This is a genomic window from Streptomyces sp. NPDC048636 (assembly GCF_040650655.1).
In the GTDB taxonomy this organism is placed as follows: Bacteria; Actinomycetota; Actinomycetes; order Streptomycetales; family Streptomycetaceae; genus Streptomyces.
Window position 1 is genome coordinate 195373 of the sequence record NZ_JBEZHR010000011.1, and the last position, 16938, is coordinate 212310.

General features: G+C 72.1%; 17 protein-coding genes. 9 read left to right on the top strand and 8 right to left on the bottom strand.

The genetic code is table 11. The annotated features are described in order from the left end of the window. Positions 1 to 214 precede the first annotated feature (214 nt). A complete protein-coding gene (locus AB0C66_RS26965) occupies positions 215 to 1543 on the bottom strand; it encodes an aminotransferase class I/II-fold pyridoxal phosphate-dependent enzyme (protein WP_362443779.1) in 1329 nt (442 codons plus the stop codon). Positions 1544 to 1579: 36 nt separating this feature from the next. Between AB0C66_RS26965 and AB0C66_RS26970 the strand changes: the two genes are divergently transcribed. Both AB0C66_RS26970 and AB0C66_RS26975 read left to right on the top strand, forming a co-directional pair. After that, positions 1580 to 2290 carry a pyridoxamine 5'-phosphate oxidase family protein gene (locus AB0C66_RS26970; protein WP_362443782.1) on the top strand — a complete coding sequence of 237 codons (711 nt, stop codon included), beginning with the start codon at positions 1580 to 1582 and terminating at the stop codon, positions 2288 to 2290. Positions 2291 to 2314: 24 nt separating this feature from the next. Then, the gene (locus AB0C66_RS26975; RefSeq protein ID WP_362443785.1) at positions 2315 to 2971 is read left to right on the top strand and encodes an FMN-binding negative transcriptional regulator; all 657 of its coding nucleotides are present in this window, start codon (positions 2315 to 2317) and stop codon (positions 2969 to 2971) included. On the opposite strand, the gene AB0C66_RS26980 is transcribed toward AB0C66_RS26975, so the two are convergent. From AB0C66_RS26980 to AB0C66_RS26990, 3 genes are all read right to left on the bottom strand, one after another. Beyond that, positions 2923 to 3966, bottom strand: coding sequence for an EamA family transporter (locus AB0C66_RS26980; protein ID WP_362443788.1), 1044 nt, complete (start codon positions 3964 to 3966; stop codon positions 2923 to 2925). The genes AB0C66_RS26975 and AB0C66_RS26980 overlap by 49 nt on opposite strands. Before the next feature lie 687 nt (positions 3967 to 4653). Next, on the bottom strand, positions 4654 to 5652 hold the full coding sequence (locus tag AB0C66_RS26985; protein WP_362443791.1) for an EamA family transporter: 999 nt from the start codon (positions 5650 to 5652) through the stop codon (positions 4654 to 4656). Between the two features lie 31 nt (positions 5653 to 5683). Continuing rightward, on the bottom strand, positions 5684 to 6259 hold the full coding sequence (locus AB0C66_RS26990) for a peptidase (protein WP_362443795.1): 576 nt from the start codon (positions 6257 to 6259) through the stop codon (positions 5684 to 5686). A 217-nt stretch (positions 6260 to 6476) separates the two neighbouring features. On the opposite strand from AB0C66_RS26990, the gene AB0C66_RS26995 reads away from it, so the two are divergent. Together AB0C66_RS26995 and AB0C66_RS27000 are read left to right on the top strand one after the other, a co-directional pair. Continuing rightward, the gene (locus tag AB0C66_RS26995; RefSeq protein ID WP_362443798.1) at positions 6477 to 7106 is read left to right on the top strand and encodes an HAD domain-containing protein; all 630 of its coding nucleotides are present in this window, start codon (positions 6477 to 6479) and stop codon (positions 7104 to 7106) included. Positions 7107 to 7137: 31 nt separating this feature from the next. Then, entirely contained in the window at positions 7138 to 7566 is a 429-nt protein-coding gene (locus tag AB0C66_RS27000) for an SRPBCC family protein (RefSeq protein WP_362443801.1), read from the top strand. Between the two features lie 90 nt (positions 7567 to 7656). On the opposite strand, the gene AB0C66_RS27005 is transcribed toward AB0C66_RS27000, so the two are convergent. After that, positions 7657 to 8316 (bottom strand): PadR family transcriptional regulator, encoded by a 660-nt coding sequence (locus AB0C66_RS27005; RefSeq protein WP_362443804.1) that lies wholly within the window; start codon positions 8314 to 8316, stop codon positions 7657 to 7659. 149 nt (positions 8317 to 8465) lie between these two features. Here AB0C66_RS27005 and AB0C66_RS27010 point away from each other — a divergent pair, with 149 nt between their 5' ends. Then, the gene (locus tag AB0C66_RS27010; protein ID WP_362443806.1) at positions 8466 to 9281 is read left to right on the top strand and encodes a PhzF family phenazine biosynthesis protein; all 816 of its coding nucleotides are present in this window, start codon (positions 8466 to 8468) and stop codon (positions 9279 to 9281) included. Positions 9282 to 9352: 71 nt separating this feature from the next. Here AB0C66_RS27010 and AB0C66_RS27015 read toward each other — a convergent pair whose 3' ends face one another. After that, positions 9353 to 10165, bottom strand: a complete 813-nt coding sequence (locus AB0C66_RS27015; RefSeq protein WP_362443809.1) for a CPBP family intramembrane glutamic endopeptidase — start codon at positions 10163 to 10165, stop codon at positions 9353 to 9355. A gap of 152 nt (positions 10166 to 10317) precedes the next feature. Then, positions 10318 to 12708 carry an excinuclease ABC subunit UvrA gene (locus AB0C66_RS27020; protein WP_362443812.1) on the bottom strand — a complete coding sequence of 797 codons (2391 nt, stop codon included), beginning with the start codon at positions 12706 to 12708 and terminating at the stop codon, positions 10318 to 10320. A 222-nt stretch (positions 12709 to 12930) separates the two neighbouring features. Between AB0C66_RS27020 and AB0C66_RS27025 the strand changes: the two genes are divergently transcribed. Next, positions 12931 to 13359, top strand: coding sequence for a helix-turn-helix transcriptional regulator (locus tag AB0C66_RS27025; RefSeq protein WP_362443815.1), 429 nt, complete (start codon positions 12931 to 12933; stop codon positions 13357 to 13359). A gap of 10 nt (positions 13360 to 13369) precedes the next feature. Further along, positions 13370 to 13786 (top strand): VOC family protein, encoded by a 417-nt coding sequence (locus AB0C66_RS27030; protein WP_362443818.1) that lies wholly within the window; start codon positions 13370 to 13372, stop codon positions 13784 to 13786. A gap of 25 nt (positions 13787 to 13811) precedes the next feature. Here the strand turns inward: AB0C66_RS27030 and AB0C66_RS27035 are convergent, their stop codons facing one another. Beyond that, on the bottom strand, positions 13812 to 15314 hold the full coding sequence (locus AB0C66_RS27035; RefSeq protein WP_362443821.1) for a glutamate--cysteine ligase: 1503 nt from the start codon (positions 15312 to 15314) through the stop codon (positions 13812 to 13814). A 465-nt stretch (positions 15315 to 15779) separates the two neighbouring features. On the opposite strand from AB0C66_RS27035, the gene AB0C66_RS27040 reads away from it, so the two are divergent. Together AB0C66_RS27040 and AB0C66_RS27045 are read left to right on the top strand one after the other, a co-directional pair. Next, positions 15780 to 16367, top strand: a complete 588-nt coding sequence (locus AB0C66_RS27040; protein WP_362443824.1) for a hypothetical protein — start codon at positions 15780 to 15782, stop codon at positions 16365 to 16367. Between the two features lie 263 nt (positions 16368 to 16630). Next, positions 16631 to 16837 carry a DUF5999 family protein gene (locus AB0C66_RS27045; RefSeq protein WP_043236576.1) on the top strand — a complete coding sequence of 69 codons (207 nt, stop codon included), beginning with the start codon at positions 16631 to 16633 and terminating at the stop codon, positions 16835 to 16837. Positions 16838 to 16938 lie beyond the last annotated feature (101 nt).

Below are 16938 nucleotides of genomic sequence, written 5' to 3' on the forward strand. Positions count from 1 at the left end.
CCGGATCCGATCCGCACGGCGGGTGTTCGCGGAGCCGGTCCTCACGGCGGGACTTCGTGTGGCCGGGCCGCACGGCGCCGGTCCGCAGGGCTGGTCTGCGCGGGGCCGGTCGGCACGGCGGGCCTGCGCGGGGCAGGTCCGCACGGCGCAGGTCCGCGCGGGGGGACTACGCGGGTCCCGCGGGTGTGATCCGCACGGCCGGGCTGTCGTCCGCTCAGTCAAAACGGCCCGCCGGGGCCGGTCCTGTCGCCGCCGCCAGCGCGTCGGCGATGGGACCGATCTCCCCCATCTCCAGCGGGGACACCGTCAGCCGCACCCCCTGGGGCGACGCCACGCGGAAGCGCGCCCCGGGCGCGACCGCCCAGCCCGCCTGGAGCAGCCGGGCCACCGCGCCGGTCTCATCGGCGACCGGCACCCACACATTCATCCCGCTACGGCCGTGGGCGGCGATCCCGCGCTCGCGCAGGGCGCGCACCAGCGCCTCGCGCCGCACGCCGTACGACGCCGCGACGGCGCGGGGGTCCACCACCTCACCGCGCCACAGCTCGACCACCGCTTCCTGGAGCAGGTGGCTGACCCAGCCCGGGCCCAGCCGCTGACGGCCGCGCACCCGGTCCAGGGTGACGTCGTCGCCGGTCAGCACGGCGAGCCGCAGATCGGGACCGTACGCCTTGGCGGTGGAGCGGACCAGCACCCAGTGCTCGGTGCCGCCCGCGAGCGGGTGCAGTGGCAGGTCCACGATGCCGTGGCCGTGGTCGTCCTCGATCAGCAGCACCTGGGGGTGAGCGGCGAGGACGTCCCGCAGCTCCCGGGCGCGCGCGGCCCCGATCGCCGCACCGGTCGGGTTCTGCGCCCGGTCGGTGACGACGAGCGCCCGTGCCCCCTGGCGCAGCGCCCGCTCGACCGGACCGGGCAGCGGCCCGTCGTCGTCGACCCCGACGGGGACGGCCACGAGGCCCAGCGCCGGGATGATGTCGAGCAGACTTCCCCAGCCGGGGTCCTCGACCGCGACCACGTCACCGGGCCGCAAGTGCGCGGTGAGCACCCGCTCGATGGCGTCGAGCGAGCCGGAGGTGACGGCCACGGGCCCGTCCGGCACACCGTCCGCGTCGAGCGCGGCGCGGGCCCGCTCGGCGAGTCCGGGGGCGACGTCCGGCGCGCCGTAGAGCGTCGGCCGCTCGGCCGCGCGCGCCGCGGCCGCCGCGAGCGACGCGCCGAGCGGAGGCAGAAGCGCGGGGTCGGGGTTGCCCGTGGACAGATCACGCGCGCCCGCGGCCTCGACCCGGATCCATTCGCGGGGTGTGCTGGCGGGACGCCGGCGCACCCGGCTCCCCCGGCGGCCCGCGGTCTCGATCACACCCCGTTCCCGCAGTACGCGGTATGCGGCCGCGACCGTATTGGGATTGACCCCCAGCCGCTCCGCCAACTGCCTGAGCGGCGGCAGCAGTTGGCCCGGTGGCAGCTCACCGGTCCCGACCGCGCGCTCCACACTGGCCGCGATCTCGGCTGCGCCCCGGCCCTTGACCGGATATTCTCCTAGCACAAACACTATTTTGCACTAGTACAATGGAGGACGCAAATGACCGCGGCCAGCTCTTCCGACACCTCCCCGGCCATGTCTCCGGACGCCTACGAAGCCACCGACCGGACCGTGCCGACCCGCGCCCGCGAACGCGCCTCGTACGACCGCGAGGTGGTGCACGCCATCCTCGACGAGGGCTACGTCTGCCACCTGGGCTTCATACGCGACGGCGGACCCGTCGTACTGCCGACCCTCTACGGGCGGGTCGGTGAGAGCCTCTACGTCCACGGTTCGACCGGCTCCCGTCCCCTGCGGACCGCGGCGGAGGAGCGGCCCGACGGCGAGGAGCCGGGGCTGCCGGTATGTCTCACCGTGACCCATGTGGACGGTCTGGTGCTGGCCCGCTCGGCGTTCCACCACTCCATCAACTACCGCTCGGTGGTGGTGTACGGCACCGCCCGTCCGGTCGTCGACCCCGCCGAGCGCGCCGCCGCCCTCGACGCGCTGGTGGACCATGTCCTGCCCGGCCGCGCCGCCGACTCCCGCCGCGCCAACGCCAAGGAGCTGGCCGCCACCGCCGTCCTCCGCCTCGACCTGGCCGAGGTCTCCGCCAAGATCCGCACCGGCGGCCCCGGCGACGACCCCGAGGACCTGGCACTCCCCTACTGGAGCGGTGTGCTGCCCGTCGCCCGCACCTACGGCACGCCGGTGCCCGCCGACGACCTCGCGCCCGACACGCCCGTGCCCGGCTATCTCATCCGGCACTGACCGCCGCCAGAAGGAGTCCGGCGCATGCTCATCCACCCCTGGGACGCCCCGCACGACGACGCCGAATGGCAGACCTGGCTGGCCGCACACGACTTCGGCCAGCTCGCGGTCAACGGCCCGCCCGGAGAGCCCCCGTTCGTACAGCCGCTGCACTTCGCCTACGACGCGGAGCGCGGAGAGGCGGCCACCCATCTCGCCCGCCCCAACCCGCTGTGGTCCGCGCTGGAGGCGAACCCCACGGTGCTGCTGAGCGTGGTCGACGACTACGCCTACATCCCCGCCCCGTGGCAGGCGCCCGACGGGGTGCCGCCCGAGCACGGGACGCCCACCAGCTTCTACGCCGCCGTCCAACTTCGCTGCACCGCGCATATCGTGGACGACCCGGAGGAGAAGGCGGCGCTGCTGCGGGCCCAGCTCCGGCACTTCCAGCCCGGGGGCGACCACGGGCCGGTCGCCCCCGGCGAGGCCCCGTACGGACGGCTGCTGCCGGGGATCCGCGGGCTGCGGCTGACGGTGTCCGAGGTGCGGGCGAAGTTCAAGTACGGCAGCCACAAACCGGAGTCGGCGCGTCGGCGCACGGCGGAGGGGCTGGCCCGGCGCGCCGCCCCCGCCGACGCGGCGGTGCTGGACCATCACCTCCGGCGCGCGGTGACCATGGCTCCCACGCGCCGGGGCGAGTAGCCCGCCGGGACGGTGGCTCGCGCCTCGGCCACGGCCAGCGCGGCGACGGCGCCGAGCAGCACGGCCGTACCGGCCACGGTCGCGACGGTCAGCCGCTCCCCCAGCAACGCCACGGCGATGACCGCGGCCGTCACCGGTTCGATGAGCGTGATCACCGTGACCGTGGTGGCGCGGAGCACGGCGAGCCCCGCGAAGTACAGCCCGTACGCGAGGGCGGTGGGCACCGCCGCGATGTAGACCATCAACACCAGCGTGCGGGCCAGACCCTGCGACTGCGGCCACAGCCCCTCCGCCGCGGCGAACGGCAGCAGCAGCACCGCGCAGACGGCGAACGACGCCAAGGTGGTGCGGTACGGATCGACGGCGCCCCGGCTGCCGAGGTGGCGGGTGTAGAGGGTGGTGACGGAGTATCCGGCGGCGGACAGCAGCGCCAGAGCGACACCCGCGGGCCGGACGGTCCCCGCCCCGTCACCGCCGAACACCAGCACCAGCAGCCCGGTGAGCGCGCCCGCGACGGCCAGCACGCCGCCGGTGCCCAGGCGTTCGCCCATGGTCAGCCGCCCGGCCAGGGCCACCATCACCGGCGCGGCGCCGAGGGTCACCACGGTCCCCACGGCGAGTCCGGTCGCCTCGACGGCCGCGAAGTAGGCGCCCTGGAAGACCGTCAGCCCGATCCCGGTGACCAGGATCCGCACCGCCCGGCGCCGTGGCGACTCGGCCGGGCGCGGCGCGGCCGGGCGCGGCGCGGCCCGCCCGTTTCGGCGACACGCCCGTAGCGTGCGGACGGCCAGCAGCAGGACGCACCCGCCGAGCGCCCGCCAGAAGGTCAGGGCCATGGGCCCGAGCCCGCTCTCGCCGTAGAGCAGCGCGGCGGCGGCACCCGCGGTGCCCCAGGCGGTGGCGGCGACGGTGACGTAGACCAGCCCCCGGCCCACGGGCAGGGCAGAGGACGGTGAAAGAGTTTGCAGCACGAGGAGTTCTCCCGCGGAAGACATGAATCGGATCGCGTCATTCCGTATGCGGGCAGCCGGGACGCGCCCGGTGGTCCGGGCGTCGTCGCGGGCCGATGGTGAACCGGCAGACCGGATGGGTGAGGAGCGCTCCGCCGGATCGGATGTGATCGTCAGCGGGCGCGGATGTCGTCTGCCGGAGCCCTCGGTGGCATCGCACGCCGAGACGGACCGGTCGGCCGGGGATCATTCCCCGGGCCCGGCTCCATCGCCATGGCGGCGGCCGCCCGCGTCAGACGGCGGGAGGGGGCAGCACAGTGAGTCGCATAACCGGATGCTAACCCACGCCCCAACCATGGCTCCGAGCAGGCCACATCGTGGGACGGCGGGCGGAGTGGCCGAACCGACGCCCCAACGCCGAGGTGGACGGGGCACCGCCCCGAACCGCCCCGCGCGGGGTTCTCGGCGCCAGCCCGCAGGCCATCCCGCGGCCCAAGTGCGGACGGCAGCCCGCCGAGGGGGACCGCCGGAGCCCCCGGACCGCCGGACCACACACCGCCCACCGGCCAACCACCCTCCGGTCGGCATCCGCCGCGGCCAGGTCCGAGGGCACGTCGCACACCACCAGCGGTACCGCCGTCACCGGCGCGGGCGCTGGACTCCCGGCGCTGGCCCACGAGCCGAGCCTCAACGGACCGCACACCCCCGCCCACGCCACCGCGACGCCGCGTACTACCCCCGGTCGGCGTCCGCCACGGCGGCGTCCGGCAGCGCGGCGGACGCCGCCACCGGTTCCGCGGAGGCCGCCTTGGGGGCTGAGGTCTGGGCGATCAGCGCGCCCGCCAGTACCACCACACCGCCCATGACCTGGACGGCCCCCAGGTGTTCGTCAAGCAGCACCCACGCGAGCACGGTCGCGATGACCGCCTCGAGGCAGGCGACCACCCCGGCGACCTGCGGGGAGAGCCGACGCACCGCGAGGACGCCGGTGAGATAGGCGACGACCGTGGCGACCAGCACGATCCAGGCGAGCAGCAGCACCGCCGGCACCCGCGCGCCGCCGAGGTCCGCGCGGCCGGTCAGCACCGACCAGTCCATCTGCCAGGGACGCCCGACGACGGTCAGCATCGCGGCGCCGATGAGGAGCCCGTAGGCGATGACACCGAGAGGGTCGGCCTGGTCCTGACCGTCGCTGCCGTGGTCGGAGAGGACGAAGTAGCCGACCTGGCAGCAGGCCGCGCCGAGGGCGAGCATCAGTCCGACGGCGTCGAAGCTCAGCCCGGACCACACCTCCACCACACACGCCAGTCCCCCGACGGCCAGCACCACACCGACCGCCGCGGCCCGGCTGACCGGACGGCGCTGGACGAACCGGACCCACCCCAGCACCAGTGCGGGCGCGAGGTATTCGACGAGGAGGGCGACGCCGACGGGGATGCGCGAGAGCGCCGCGAAGAAGAACGCCTGCACCCCCGCGACGGCCAGCAGGCCGAACCCGACCAGCAGGGCGGGGCGCCGGATGAGCAGACGACGGTGGTGCCAGGCCAGGGGCAGCATGACGAGAGCGGCGCCCATCACCCGCAACCAGGTGACCTGGAGCGGTTCGAGCCCCGCCTCGATCAGCGGTTTGGCGGCCACCCCCGACCCGCCGAACGCGAGCGCCGACGCCAGGGCGAGCCCCAACGCCGCGTTCCGTTCCTGATTCCCACTCCGACCTTGCGATACATGCACCGGGACATCATGTCAGCTCCGGTCAGGACCGTCACCCCGTTGACTGCTGGCAGAGCTCTCCGTCCACCCTCATGACCAGGCACTCCACCTCGATCCCCGACCGGCGCAGCACCTCCACGGCCCGGCAGCCCCGGTCACGGAGGAGCGCGGCGAAGAGGTCGGGGCCGTCGGCGCTCGCCACACCGCGGGCCGCGGCGCGGCGGACCGCGGCCTCCAGGGCGACCGCCGCCGCGGGCGACCAGCCGGGCGCGGCCCAGCCCGGTGCCGCGGACAACCCGCCGTCCCGCGCCCCCGTCGGCCCCGGCGCCCCGGCCGCCCCCGCGCCGGACTCCTCGACCCTGCCGCTCCACCCCAGGCCGTAGCCGATGGTGCGCTGCACCAGATAGCCGAGCAGCCGCACCACCTGCGGCGGGCCGCCAGCGAACGCGCCGTGCACCCGCGGGTCGGACTCGACCAGGGAATGCAGCAGATGGGCGGTGTCGATGTGCTTGTCGCCGTCGCGGAACGCCCTTCTGCGGGCACCCGCGACCACGGCGGTCAGACGCCCGCCGAGCCGGTCCTCGAATCCGGCGGCGGCCGCGCCGGTGGAAAGGGTACGACTTCGCACCCTCTCACCCCATCAGTCCCCGAGGGGTCGGAGCATCCTCGCCGGGAAGCATGTGGGCATCCCACCGTAGTTGTGCACCAATGACCGGATCTCCTCCTTCCGGAGGAGAGGTTCGAGGACAACGGCGTGCACCGCACTGCAACCGCCGCCCGGCCACCGGACGTCCCTCAGAGGCAACCGCGCCATTCCGCCACGCGACGCCGCATGAAGGAGTCCGATGACCGACCGGCCGCTGTTGTTCCTGGACATCGACGGCGTACTCAACCCGGTGCTGCCCGCCGACGGGTTCACCGGATACGACATCCTCGACTTCACCGTGCTGCTCTCGGCGACCCACGCCGACTGGCTGGGTGAGCTGTCGGACCGCTATGACCTGGTATGGGCGACGACCTGGGAGCACGAGGCCAACCGCCACATCGCGCCACTGCTCGAACTGCCGACGCTGCCGGTCGTGGAGTTCAGCAGCTACCAGGATCAGCCGGACGACCCCAAGCTGCCGGTACTGGATTTACTGACCGGACGGAAGTGGGCGCCGATCCTGCGGTTCGCGGCGGGCCGCCCCTTCGCCTGGGTCGACGACGTCATGCCGGACCGGCTGGTGCGCCGCTCCCGCTGGCGGCGTGACCAGTTGCTGATACCGGTCGAACCGGGCCGCGGGCTGCGCCGCCACCATGTCGACCGGCTGCTGGAGCGCCCGCCCGCCCGGCGCCGGATGTCGCTGCCGTCGCGCCGCGCGGCCGCCGCACGGAAGGCCGGATCTGACACACCAGCAGGCTTGAGGGTTGAGGCCCCCGGGGCTACGGTGCGCGATGCCGCCGGGGCACCCGAGCCGCGGCGCCCGGCGTAGCGGACGTACCGCACAGGGAAGGGACCGCCCCATGGCCGAGGTCAGCGCGCAGGCACATATCGAAGCACCGGCCGAGCGGATCTGGGCCACCCTCACGGACCTCTCCTCGTACAAGGACTGGAACGCCACCCACACCGGCTTTCCGCAGGGCGGCCCCGAACGCCTCGACATGGCGACGACGTACGCGGAGAACATGAAGCTCATGGGCTTTCCCGCCGAGGTGAGCTGGACCGTGGAGAGCTTTGAACCGGCCCGGCTGCTGGCCACCCGCGGCAAGGGCCCGATGGGGGTGAACCTCCAGATGCGCTACACGCTCACCCCGGACGGCGATGCCACCACGGTGCGTATCGACGGGCAGTTCACCGGGGGCGCGGTATCCCTGATGGCCGGGAAGCTCACGGAGTCGGCGACCGGCGCGCTGGAGGAGTCACTGCGCAAGCTGGGCGCCCTGGTCGCCTGAGGCCGGCGCCCCCGACGCCCGACGGGGGCCGAAGCCCCTCGGCCCCGGCCCCCGCCCGTGCGCTTTCCGTGCCGTCTCCCCCCTACGGCATCAGCGCTCACCGCTCGCGGTGCGGCCGCCACCCTCGCCGTCCTCGCCGCCCTCCTCGTCCTGTTCGGCGAGGATCAGATACATCCGCCTGCGCGACTCGTTGATGATGGCGACGGCCTTCTTGCGCTGCTCGGACGTGCCGGTCTTCCAGACCTGCCCGAACGCCTCCATCAAGCCGAAGCCGGCCTGCCGGATCTCCTGCGCCGCCTCCCAGTCGACGCCGCGCCCGGCCTCCTCCCAGGGGGCCCGCGCCCCGGCCTCGGCCTCGGTACGGCCCTCCTCGGTGAGCGCGAACAGCTTCTTGCCGCCCTCGCTCTCGCTGCTGATGAGCCCTTCGTCCTCCAGGAGCTGAAGGGTCGGGTAGACCGAGCCGGGGCTCGGCTTCCACGCTCCTCCGCTGCGCTCGGCGATCTCCTGGATCATCTCGTAACCGTGCATCGGGCGGTCCTTCAGCAGGGCGAGGATCGAGGCGCGCACATCGCCGCGCCGCGCCCGGCCCCGTGCACGCCCGCCGCCGGGTCCGCCTCGGCCCCGGCCCCCGAACGGGGGCCCGCCGAAGGGGGGTCCGAACGGGCCGAAGGCCGCACGCCGCCCCTCGCTCTCACCCCGGCCCCTGCCGCCGGGTCCGCACTGTCCATGTCGGTGTCCTTGGGTACGCATCGTGACGCTCCTTTCATCGTCGATCCATCACGATGCTTCGACGATATATCGGAACCGATCGAATGACAAGGTCCCGATATCACCCGGCCGGGCCACACCCTGGAAATTGGCCATGGTCATCACCGTCGGAGCCCGCCTACGGTCGAGCCATGCGCATACGAATCGTCGACGCGTTCACCGACCGCCCCTTCGCCGGGAACCCGGCGGGGGTCGTGCTTTTCGACACCGACGCCTTCCCGGACGACGACCGGCTCCAGCGGATCGCCGCCGAGGTCAACCTCTCCGAGACCGCGTTCGCCCACCCCCTGCCCGAGTCGGCCGGGGCCGACTGGGCGCTGCGCTGGTTCACCCCGACCACCGAGGTCAGCATGTGCGGTCATGCCACCCTCGCCACCGCCCACATCCTGGGCACCACGGGCACCACGACCGGCACCGTCCGGTTCGCCACCCTCAGCGGGGTGCTGTCCGCGACCGCCGAGGACTCCGGCACCATCACTCTGGACTTCCCGACCGCCGAACTGACCGAAATGCGGGTGCCGGACGCTCTGGCCGAAGCGCTCGGGGTGAAGGTCCTCTCCGCCCATGACACCGGTCCGCACGTCGGCGACATCCTGGTGGAGGTGGCCGACGAGAAGACGGTGCGCGCCCTCGCCCCCGATCTGGCGCCGCTCTCCCATCTGGCAGGACGGGCCGTGATCGTGACCGCGGCCGCCGAGGACCCGGCCCGCGGCTACGACTTCGTCTCACGGGTCTTCGCACCGGCCGTCGGCATCGACGAGGACCCGGTGACCGGCAGCGCCCACACGGCGCTCGCGCCGTTCTGGTCCGCCCGGACCGGCCGCACCGAGCTCACCGGACTCCAGGCGTCGGCCCGGACCGGACTGGTGCGCACCGCGCTGCGCGGCGACCGCACCCTGCTGACCGGCGGCGCGGTCACGGTCATCGACGGAGAGCTGCTGGTCTGAGCCCCTGCCCGGCGCAGCGCCCTGACCGCGCCCGTTCGGGCGCGGTCAGGGGGTGGGCAGCACGGGCCCGGTCAGGGGGTGGGCAGCCAGCCCACCCGGCCCGCCAGCAGGGCGTAACCGACGAACGCCACGATGTCGATCAGCGCGTGGGCGGCCACCAGCGGTCCGACCCGCCCCCACCGGCGGTAGAGCAGGACGAAGATCACGCCCATCGCCATATTGCCGAAGAAGCCGCCGATCCCCTGGTAGAGGTGGTACGAGCCGCGCAGCACCGAGCTGGCCAGCAGCGCGGCCATCGGGGTCCACCCCAACTGCCCGAGCCTGCGCAGCAGATAGCCGACCACGATCACCTCCTCCAGCACGGCGTTCTGTACCGCGGAGGCGATCAGGACCGGGATCTTCCACCACACGTCGGGCAGCGCCTCGGGCACCACCGTCAGATTGGCTCCGGCGGCCCGCGCGCCCAGGTAGAGCAGCAGTCCGGTGCCGCCGATGCCCGCCGCGACCACGGCTCCCCACCCCAGGTCGAACCGCGGCCGGGTGCGGTCGAAGCCGATCGCGCGCAGCCCCGCGCCCTCCCGCAGCAGCAGATGGGCCACCAGCGCGACCGGAACCAGCGCGGTGCTGATCCCGAAGAGCTGCCAGACGAGGTCCAGCCAGGGCCGCCCCGGGGCATCGGAGCCGTTGAGGGTAGCCGTCTGGTCCTTCAGCCCACCGGGCCGGGTCACCGAGCCGATGAAGTCGATCAGCGCGGACAGCGCGCTCGCCCCCAGCGACAACGCCAGCACCAGCAGCGTCTCGTTGCGCAGGGTCCGCCGCGCGAGCCCGCCCCCGTACACGGGCAGCTCCGCGTCGCGCGCCTGTGACCGCACTCCTGCCTCCACTCCCTCCGGGGCTGCCCGCGCCGTCCGCGCCCCGGACGGCTCCGGTCACCCCGGCCTCACCGGCCCTTCCCGACCGGACAATACGTGGTCGCCGGGGTGGACGTGCGGTGAGCCCGGGGGTTGCCGGGCGGGCGGGCCAGGACCGCGCGGTGTCAGGCGCCGACGTACTCCGCGAGGTGCTCGCCGGTGAGGGTGGAGCGGGCGGCGACGAGATCGGCGGGGGTGCCCTCGAAGACGATCGTGCCGCCGTCGTGACCGGCGCCGGGGCCGAGGTCGATGATCCAGTCGGCATGCGCCATCACCGCCTGGTGGTGCTCCACGACGATGACCGACTTCCCGGCGTCGACCAGCCGGTCGAGCAGACCGAGCAGCTGCTCGACATCGGCGAGGTGCAGACCGGCGGTCGGCTCGTCGAGGAGGTAGACACCGCCCTTCTCCGCCATATGCGTGGCCAGCTTGAGCCGCTGCCGCTCACCGCCGGACAGCGTGGTCAGCGGCTGGCCGATGGTGAGGTAGCCGAGCCCTACGTCGGTGAGCCGCTGGAGGACGCGGTGCGCGGCCGGGGTGCGCGCCTCCCCGGCGCCGAAGAACTCCTCGGCCTCGGTCACCGGCATCGCGAGCACCTCGCTGATGTCACGGCCGCCGAGCCGGTAGTCGAGAACCGCGGGCTGGAACCGCTTCCCCTCGCAGTCCTCACAGGTGGTGGCCATCCCGGCCATCATCGCCAGATCGGTGTAGATGACCCCGGCGCCGTTGCAGGTGGGGCAGGCGCCCTCGGAGTTGGCGCTGAACAGCCCCGGTTTCACCTCGTTGGCCTTCGCGAACGCCTTGCGGATCGGGTCGAGCAGTCCGGTGTACGTGGCGGGATTGCTGCGCCGTGAGCCACGGATCGGGCTCTGGTCGACCGACACCACACCCTCGTCGGCCGGGATCGACCCGTGCACCAGGGAGCTCTTGCCGGAACCCGCGACCCCGGTGATCACGGCCAGCACCCCGAGCGGGATGTCGACGTCGACGTCGCGCAGGTTGTTCGCCGTCGCGCCGCGGATCTCCAGTCTGCCGGTGGGCGTCCGCACCGTCTCCTTGAGGGAGGCCCGGTCGTCGAAATGGCGGCCGGTGACGGTGCCGCCGGTCCGCAGCCCCTCGACGGTGCCCTCGAAGCAGACGGTGCCGCCCTCCGTACCGGCGCCGGGGCCGAGGTCGACGACATGGTCGGCGATCGCGATCGTCTCCGGCTTGTGCTCCACGACGAGCACGGTGTTGCCCTTGTCCCGCAACCGCACCAGCAGCTCGTTCATCCGCCGGATGTCATGGGGGTGCAGCCCCGTGGTGGGCTCGTCGAAGACATAGGTGACATCGGTGAGCGAGGAGCCGAGGTGGCGGACCATCTTGACGCGCTGTGCCTCCCCGCCGGACAGCGTGCCCGACGCCCGGTCGAGCGAGAGATAGCCGAGTCCGATCTCCACGAACGAGTCGAGGGTGTGCCGCAGCGCGGTGAGCAGCGGCGCCACCGACGGCTCGGCGAGGCCGCGGACCCATGCGGCCAGGTCCCTGATCTCCATCGCGCAGGCGTCCGCGATGGAGATCCGCTCGATCTTCGAGGAGCGGGCCCCCTCGCTGAGCCGGGTGCCGTCGCACTCGGGGCAGGTGGCGAAGGTGACCGCCCGCTCCACGAACGCCCGGATATGCGGTTGGAGCGCCGCCTTGTCCTTGGAGAGGAACGACTTCTGGATCTTGGGGATCAGCCCCTCGTAGGTGAGGTTGACGCCCTCGACCTTGACCTTGGTCGGCTCCCGGTAGAGGAAGTCCTCCATCTCCTTCTTGGTGAACTTCCGGATCGGCTTATGCGGATCGAGCAGGCCCGACTCGGCGTAGACCCGCACGGTCCAGAAGCTGTCCGACTTCCAGCCGGGGATGGTGAACGCGCCCTCCGCGAGCGATTTGGAGTCGTCGTAGAGCTGGGTGAGGTCGATATCGGAGACCGTGCCCCGCCCTTCGCAGCGCGTACACATACCGCCGGTGCGGTTGAAGGTCGCCTTCACCGTCTTCTTGGCGCCGCGCTCGACGGTGATCGCACCCCTGGCCCGCACGGACGCGGTGTTGAACGAGTAGGCGCTCGGCGGTCCGATATGCGGCTTGCCGAGTCGGCTGAAGAGGATGCGCAGCATCGCGTGGGCGTCGGTCGCGGTGCCGACCGTGGAGCGGGGGTCGCCTCCCATCCGCTGCTGGTCGACGGTGATCGCGGTGGTCAGCCCGTCCAGGACGTCGACCTCGGGCCGCGCCATCGACGGCATGAAGCCCTGTACGAAGGCGCTGTAGGTCTCGTTGATCAACCGCTGGGACTCCGCGGCGATCGTGTTGAACACCAGCGAGCTCTTGCCCGAGCCGGAGACTCCGGTGAACACCGTCAGCCGGCGCTTCGGAATCTCGATACTGACGTCCTTGAGGTTGTTCTCGCGCGCCCCGTGCACGCGGATCAGGTCGTGGCTGTCGGCGGCGTGCGGCGCGGGCGACCGGCTGTCCGGCTTCTCGGCCTTGCTCATGGTCTCTCCATCCGTCTCGGTATCGCCTGGCCCGCACTGACCGGCTGGGTGCAGTATTTCTGGTTCCCGTTCGCCCGCGCGATCGCGGCGAGGGTCCGGCTGGCCGACGAGGCCGAGTCCATGGCCGTCAGGCTAGGTACGCCCCGGTGACCGGCGCTTCTCCAATCCTGACCGGTCCGGCGAACTGTTTCCCCGCGTCCGGCGCCGTGGGAAACTGATCCGGTGAAACGGCAGGATCTCGACGACCTCGTCCGGCTGCGTCGGGCCCGTGACCGGATGGACCGCGACTACGCGGAGCCGCTCGACGTCCCGGCGCTGGCGCGCGGCGCCCTGATGTCATCGGGCCACTTCTCCCGCAGCTTCCGCGCCGCCTTCGGCGAGACCCCGTACGGCTACCTGATGACCCGCCGTATCGAGCGGGCCAAGGCGCTGCTGCGGCGCGGCGACCTCACGGTGACCGAGGTCTGCTTCGCGGTCGGCTGTACGTCGCTGGGGTCGTTCAGTTCGCGCTTCACCCAGCTGGTCGGCGAGAGCCCGAGCGCCTACCGCGCCCGGAGCCATGACCACGCCGCCGCCATCCCGGCGTGCATCGCCAAGATCCATACCCGACCGGTCAGGAACGGAGAAGCGCGCCCCGCCGCGCAGCCGTAGCGTGAGCGGCATGGACATCACTCTTTCCAGTTGCTTCATCGCCGTCGACGACCACGACAAGGCGATCGCCTTCTACCGCGATGTACTCGGCCTCGAGGTGCGCAATGACGTCGGCTACGAGGGGATGCGCTGGGTGACCGTCGGAGCGCCCTCGCAGCCGGATGTCAACATCGTCCTGGAGCCGCCCCTCGCCGACCCGAACGCCTCCCCGGCCGATAAGCAGGCCATGGCCGAGTTGATGGCGAAGGGCCTGCTGCGCGGCGTCATCTTCGCCACCGCCGACTGCGACGCCACCTTCGAGCGCGTCAGCGCCGCGGGCGGCGAGGTGCTCCAGGAGCCCATGGACCAGTTCTACGGCGTCCGCGACTGCGCGTTCCGCGACCCGGCGGGCAACCTGCTGCGCTTCACCCAGCCCCTCAAGAAGTGACCCCGCGCCGGCCCTCGGCCCCGGATCAGCCGGACAGGTCGGTCGGCCAGGTGTGCACCGGTGCGTCGGTGCGCATCAGCGCGCAGTAGCGGCGGGTCATGGCGGCCAGCGCCGCCTCCCGCCCCAGTCCGCTGCCCAGCGCCCGGTGATAGGTCGCGGCCTGCCAGGACGCGCCGTTGGTCCGCAGCTTGCAGCGCTCCTCGATCACTCCCAGGTAGCGGTCGCGGTCGGCGGGTTCGACTCCCCAGCCGTCCAGTCCGGCCGCGGCCAGCGGCAACAGCTCCTCACGTATCAGGCGGACCGCGGGCGTCCGCGCCAGGGCGGCCGAGCGGCCGGGCTTGGGCCACTGGAGAACCGCGTCGATGCCATGGCGGCAGGCCGCGTCGAAGTTGTTGGCGGCGGCGGTGAACGGCAGCCGCGACCACACCGGGCGGGGCTCCTCGGCCAGCGCCCGCACCAGTCCGTAGTAGAAGGCCGCGTTGGCGATGACATCGGTGACGGTGGGGCCCGCGGGCAGCACCCGGTTCTCCACGCGCAGATGCGGCACCCCGCCCGCGATGTCGTAGACGGGCCGGTTCCAGCGGTAGATCGTGCCGTTGTGCAGCACCAGTTCGTGGAGGGCGGGCACCCCGCCCTCGTCCAGCACCCGCAGCGGGTCCTCGTCCTGACCGGCCGACAGCAGCGGGGGGAAGTAGCGCAGGTTCTCCTCGAACAGCTCATAGGCGTCGCTGATCCAGCGCTCGCCGAACCAGGTGCGCGGCCGGACGCCCTGGGTGGCGTACTCCGGCGGACGGACATCGGTGGCCTGGAGGAACAGCGGCGGACGGGACTCCCGCCACACCTCCCGCCCGAAGACGAACGGGGAGTTGGCGCCGACCGCGATCTGTACCGCGGCCACCGCCTGCGCCGCGTTCCACACCGCGGCGAACCGCCCCGGGGTGACCTGGAGATGGAGCTGTACGGAGGTGCAGGCGGCCTCGGGGGCGATCGAGGCGCTGGCGTAGCCGAAGCGCTCCTGGCCCTCGATGTCGATGAGGAAATCCTCGCCGCGGGCGGCCAGCATCTGTTCGTTGAGAAGTTTGTAGCGGTCGTCGTAGGAGAGGTTCGCCGATCCCAGGTCCCGGGCGGCGAGAGTCGGGAGAATTCCGATCATCACGATCTCGGAGGACACTTCCCGCGCCTTGCGGTCGGCATATGACAGTCCGGTTCGAAGCTCCTCGGAGAGCTGATCGAGAACCCGCCCGTGCAATCGGTGGGGCACGATGTTCACTTCAAGATTGCACTGCCCGAGTTCCGTCTGGAAATCATGGCTCGCGATGCGCTCCAGAACCTCCGCGTTCATCATCCTGGGCATCCCGTCGGCCCCGGCGAGATTGAGCTCGATCTCCAGCCCCATCAGATTGCGCGGGCGGTCGAATCGCTTCTCCGCCAGGAGCCGGCCGAGCCCGTCCAGGCACTGCCGGAGCCGACCGCGCTGCCGCTGCCGACCGGACGGGTCGAACTCACCGGCTACGACCTTCTCCCCCATCGAAGCGTCCTTCCTCGAGTGGATCACCGGCCTCAGCCGCGTACACCACGCTCGATGATGCCCACCAATGTGATCGATAACGCCCCGTGCGGACTGTCCAGCCGGTACGCTCTCAACTACGACGCAATGGGCCGGGGAAATGCACCGGCGAGATCCAGCCTACCGCGGTGACGACAAAAAGCCAGGTCATATCCGTGCATCTGGCATAGAATCGGGGAAAATCCCCACGCCCGCGCGGTCCTGAATACCTCTTGTGGGCAATACTGCGCACAGCTAGCGGAAACATGCCGGGAACATGGTTCGTATAAACTCGGTTTACGAGGCGGAGAGATAACGCCCGGACAGTTTGTCCCGGCCCCCTCTGACCCGCGTAGGACCCCCGCACACCGACAGCGTTGTCGATGTCGTCTGCACCATCGCTCCGCTGCCGCTTCACCGTGTCTCCTGAGTGAGAGGCCACCCACCATGCCGCTGCTCGTGCCCCCGGCTCCCGCGCCCGCCCTGCGCAGCGTCCTCACGGCCCTCGGTTCCCCCACCGCCGTCCATGAGGTCCGCACCCCGGGGCTCGCCGCCCTTCCGGGCCCCTTCGAACCCGAACTCCCGCTGCCCGTCCATGTCTTGGACGCCATCGACGCACCCGCCGGAGCGCCGCGGACCCGGCTCCATGGATGGCGTTTCATGATCCGTGACGAGGGCCGTACGGTGGCCGCCGCGGAGGCGGTGCTCACCGCGGACGGCTGGGCGTTCTCGCATTTCTCCGAGGGGCCGTATGTGGCATCGGCCGAACTGGCCCTGCGCGAGGCGGAGTCGCTGCCGGTGCGGTACCAACCGCGGCTGCTGTCGATCCCGGAGATGTACATGGTCACGCTGTGGCTGCATGAGAACCCGGCGGCGGACGCGGCCGACGGCGCTCTGGGCGCGGGCGATCTGCTGGTGCCACTGGCCCCGGCCCCACCCGGGATCGCCGCCCACCGCGCCCACCGCGCGGCGGAACTTCTGCCCGCCCTCACCTTGCGGCTCACCCGGGCACGGCTCTTGGGCACACCTGCCTGACCAGCACTTTCACCAGGAGCGAAGCGCCCTGTGACCCGGTGGTCACAGGGCGCTTCGCTGCGTCCTCGTAACAGTCCCGCCGCGATGAACCGTCCGGTCGGGTGATGCGTCATTATCTAGCGAGACCGGTACCGCTAAATCCCTGCGGAATCCCGCCCGTAGGGCAACACTGTGAGCAACCGACCAACTCACCACGGGGGGCGGCCATGAAAGCCGCGAGGAACCGCAGCACCTTCACCACACCGCAGCGAAAGAACCCTGCCATGTGCCAGCATCAACCGCCCTGTCCGTCAGCCGACTCAGCCGACCGGGAGGCCGCCCATCTGGTGGCGCACCATCCGGAGCAGGGCTGGAGCCTGCTGTGCAACGGCGTCCTGCTCTTCGAGGACACCGGTGAGCTGCTGCCGGACGGGCGGGTCATCGCCCCGTGCCGACCGCGGGGTTCCGAGCACATCGTGACCGCCGCCTAGGCGTCACCTGATCGCCGACCGGACGCCCTCGCGACCGGAAGCGGCGCAGAAAGACCGGGGCCGGCCCGGCGCGCTTCGCCGAACCGGCCCCGCATCCCGGG

Excerpts from the sequence above, each read along its gene's own strand:
- AB0C66_RS26980 (WP_362443788.1), bottom strand. The coding sequence starts at position 3,966 with ATGTCTTCCGCGGGAGAACTCCTCGTGCTGCAAACTCTTTCACCGTCC.
- AB0C66_RS26975 (WP_362443785.1), top strand. The coding sequence starts at position 2,315 with ATGCTCATCCACCCCTGGGACGCCCCGCACGACGACGCCGAATGGCAG.
- AB0C66_RS27020 (WP_362443812.1), bottom strand. The coding sequence starts at position 12,708 with ATGAGCAAGGCCGAGAAGCCGGACAGCCGGTCGCCCGCGCCGCACGCC.
- AB0C66_RS27005 (WP_362443804.1), bottom strand. The coding sequence starts at position 8,316 with ATGCGTACCCAAGGACACCGACATGGACAGTGCGGACCCGGCGGCAGG.
- AB0C66_RS27040 (WP_362443824.1), top strand. The coding sequence starts at position 15,780 with ATGCCGCTGCTCGTGCCCCCGGCTCCCGCGCCCGCCCTGCGCAGCGTC.
- AB0C66_RS27030 (WP_362443818.1), top strand. The coding sequence starts at position 13,370 with ATGGACATCACTCTTTCCAGTTGCTTCATCGCCGTCGACGACCACGAC.
- AB0C66_RS26970 (WP_362443782.1), top strand. The coding sequence starts at position 1,580 with ATGACCGCGGCCAGCTCTTCCGACACCTCCCCGGCCATGTCTCCGGAC.
- AB0C66_RS26995 (WP_362443798.1), top strand. The coding sequence starts at position 6,477 with ATGACCGACCGGCCGCTGTTGTTCCTGGACATCGACGGCGTACTCAAC.
- AB0C66_RS27045 (WP_043236576.1), top strand. The coding sequence starts at position 16,631 with ATGTGCCAGCATCAACCGCCCTGTCCGTCAGCCGACTCAGCCGACCGG.
- AB0C66_RS27010 (WP_362443806.1), top strand. The coding sequence starts at position 8,466 with ATGCGCATACGAATCGTCGACGCGTTCACCGACCGCCCCTTCGCCGGG.
- AB0C66_RS27035 (WP_362443821.1), bottom strand. The coding sequence starts at position 15,314 with ATGGGGGAGAAGGTCGTAGCCGGTGAGTTCGACCCGTCCGGTCGGCAG.
- AB0C66_RS27000 (WP_362443801.1), top strand. The coding sequence starts at position 7,138 with ATGGCCGAGGTCAGCGCGCAGGCACATATCGAAGCACCGGCCGAGCGG.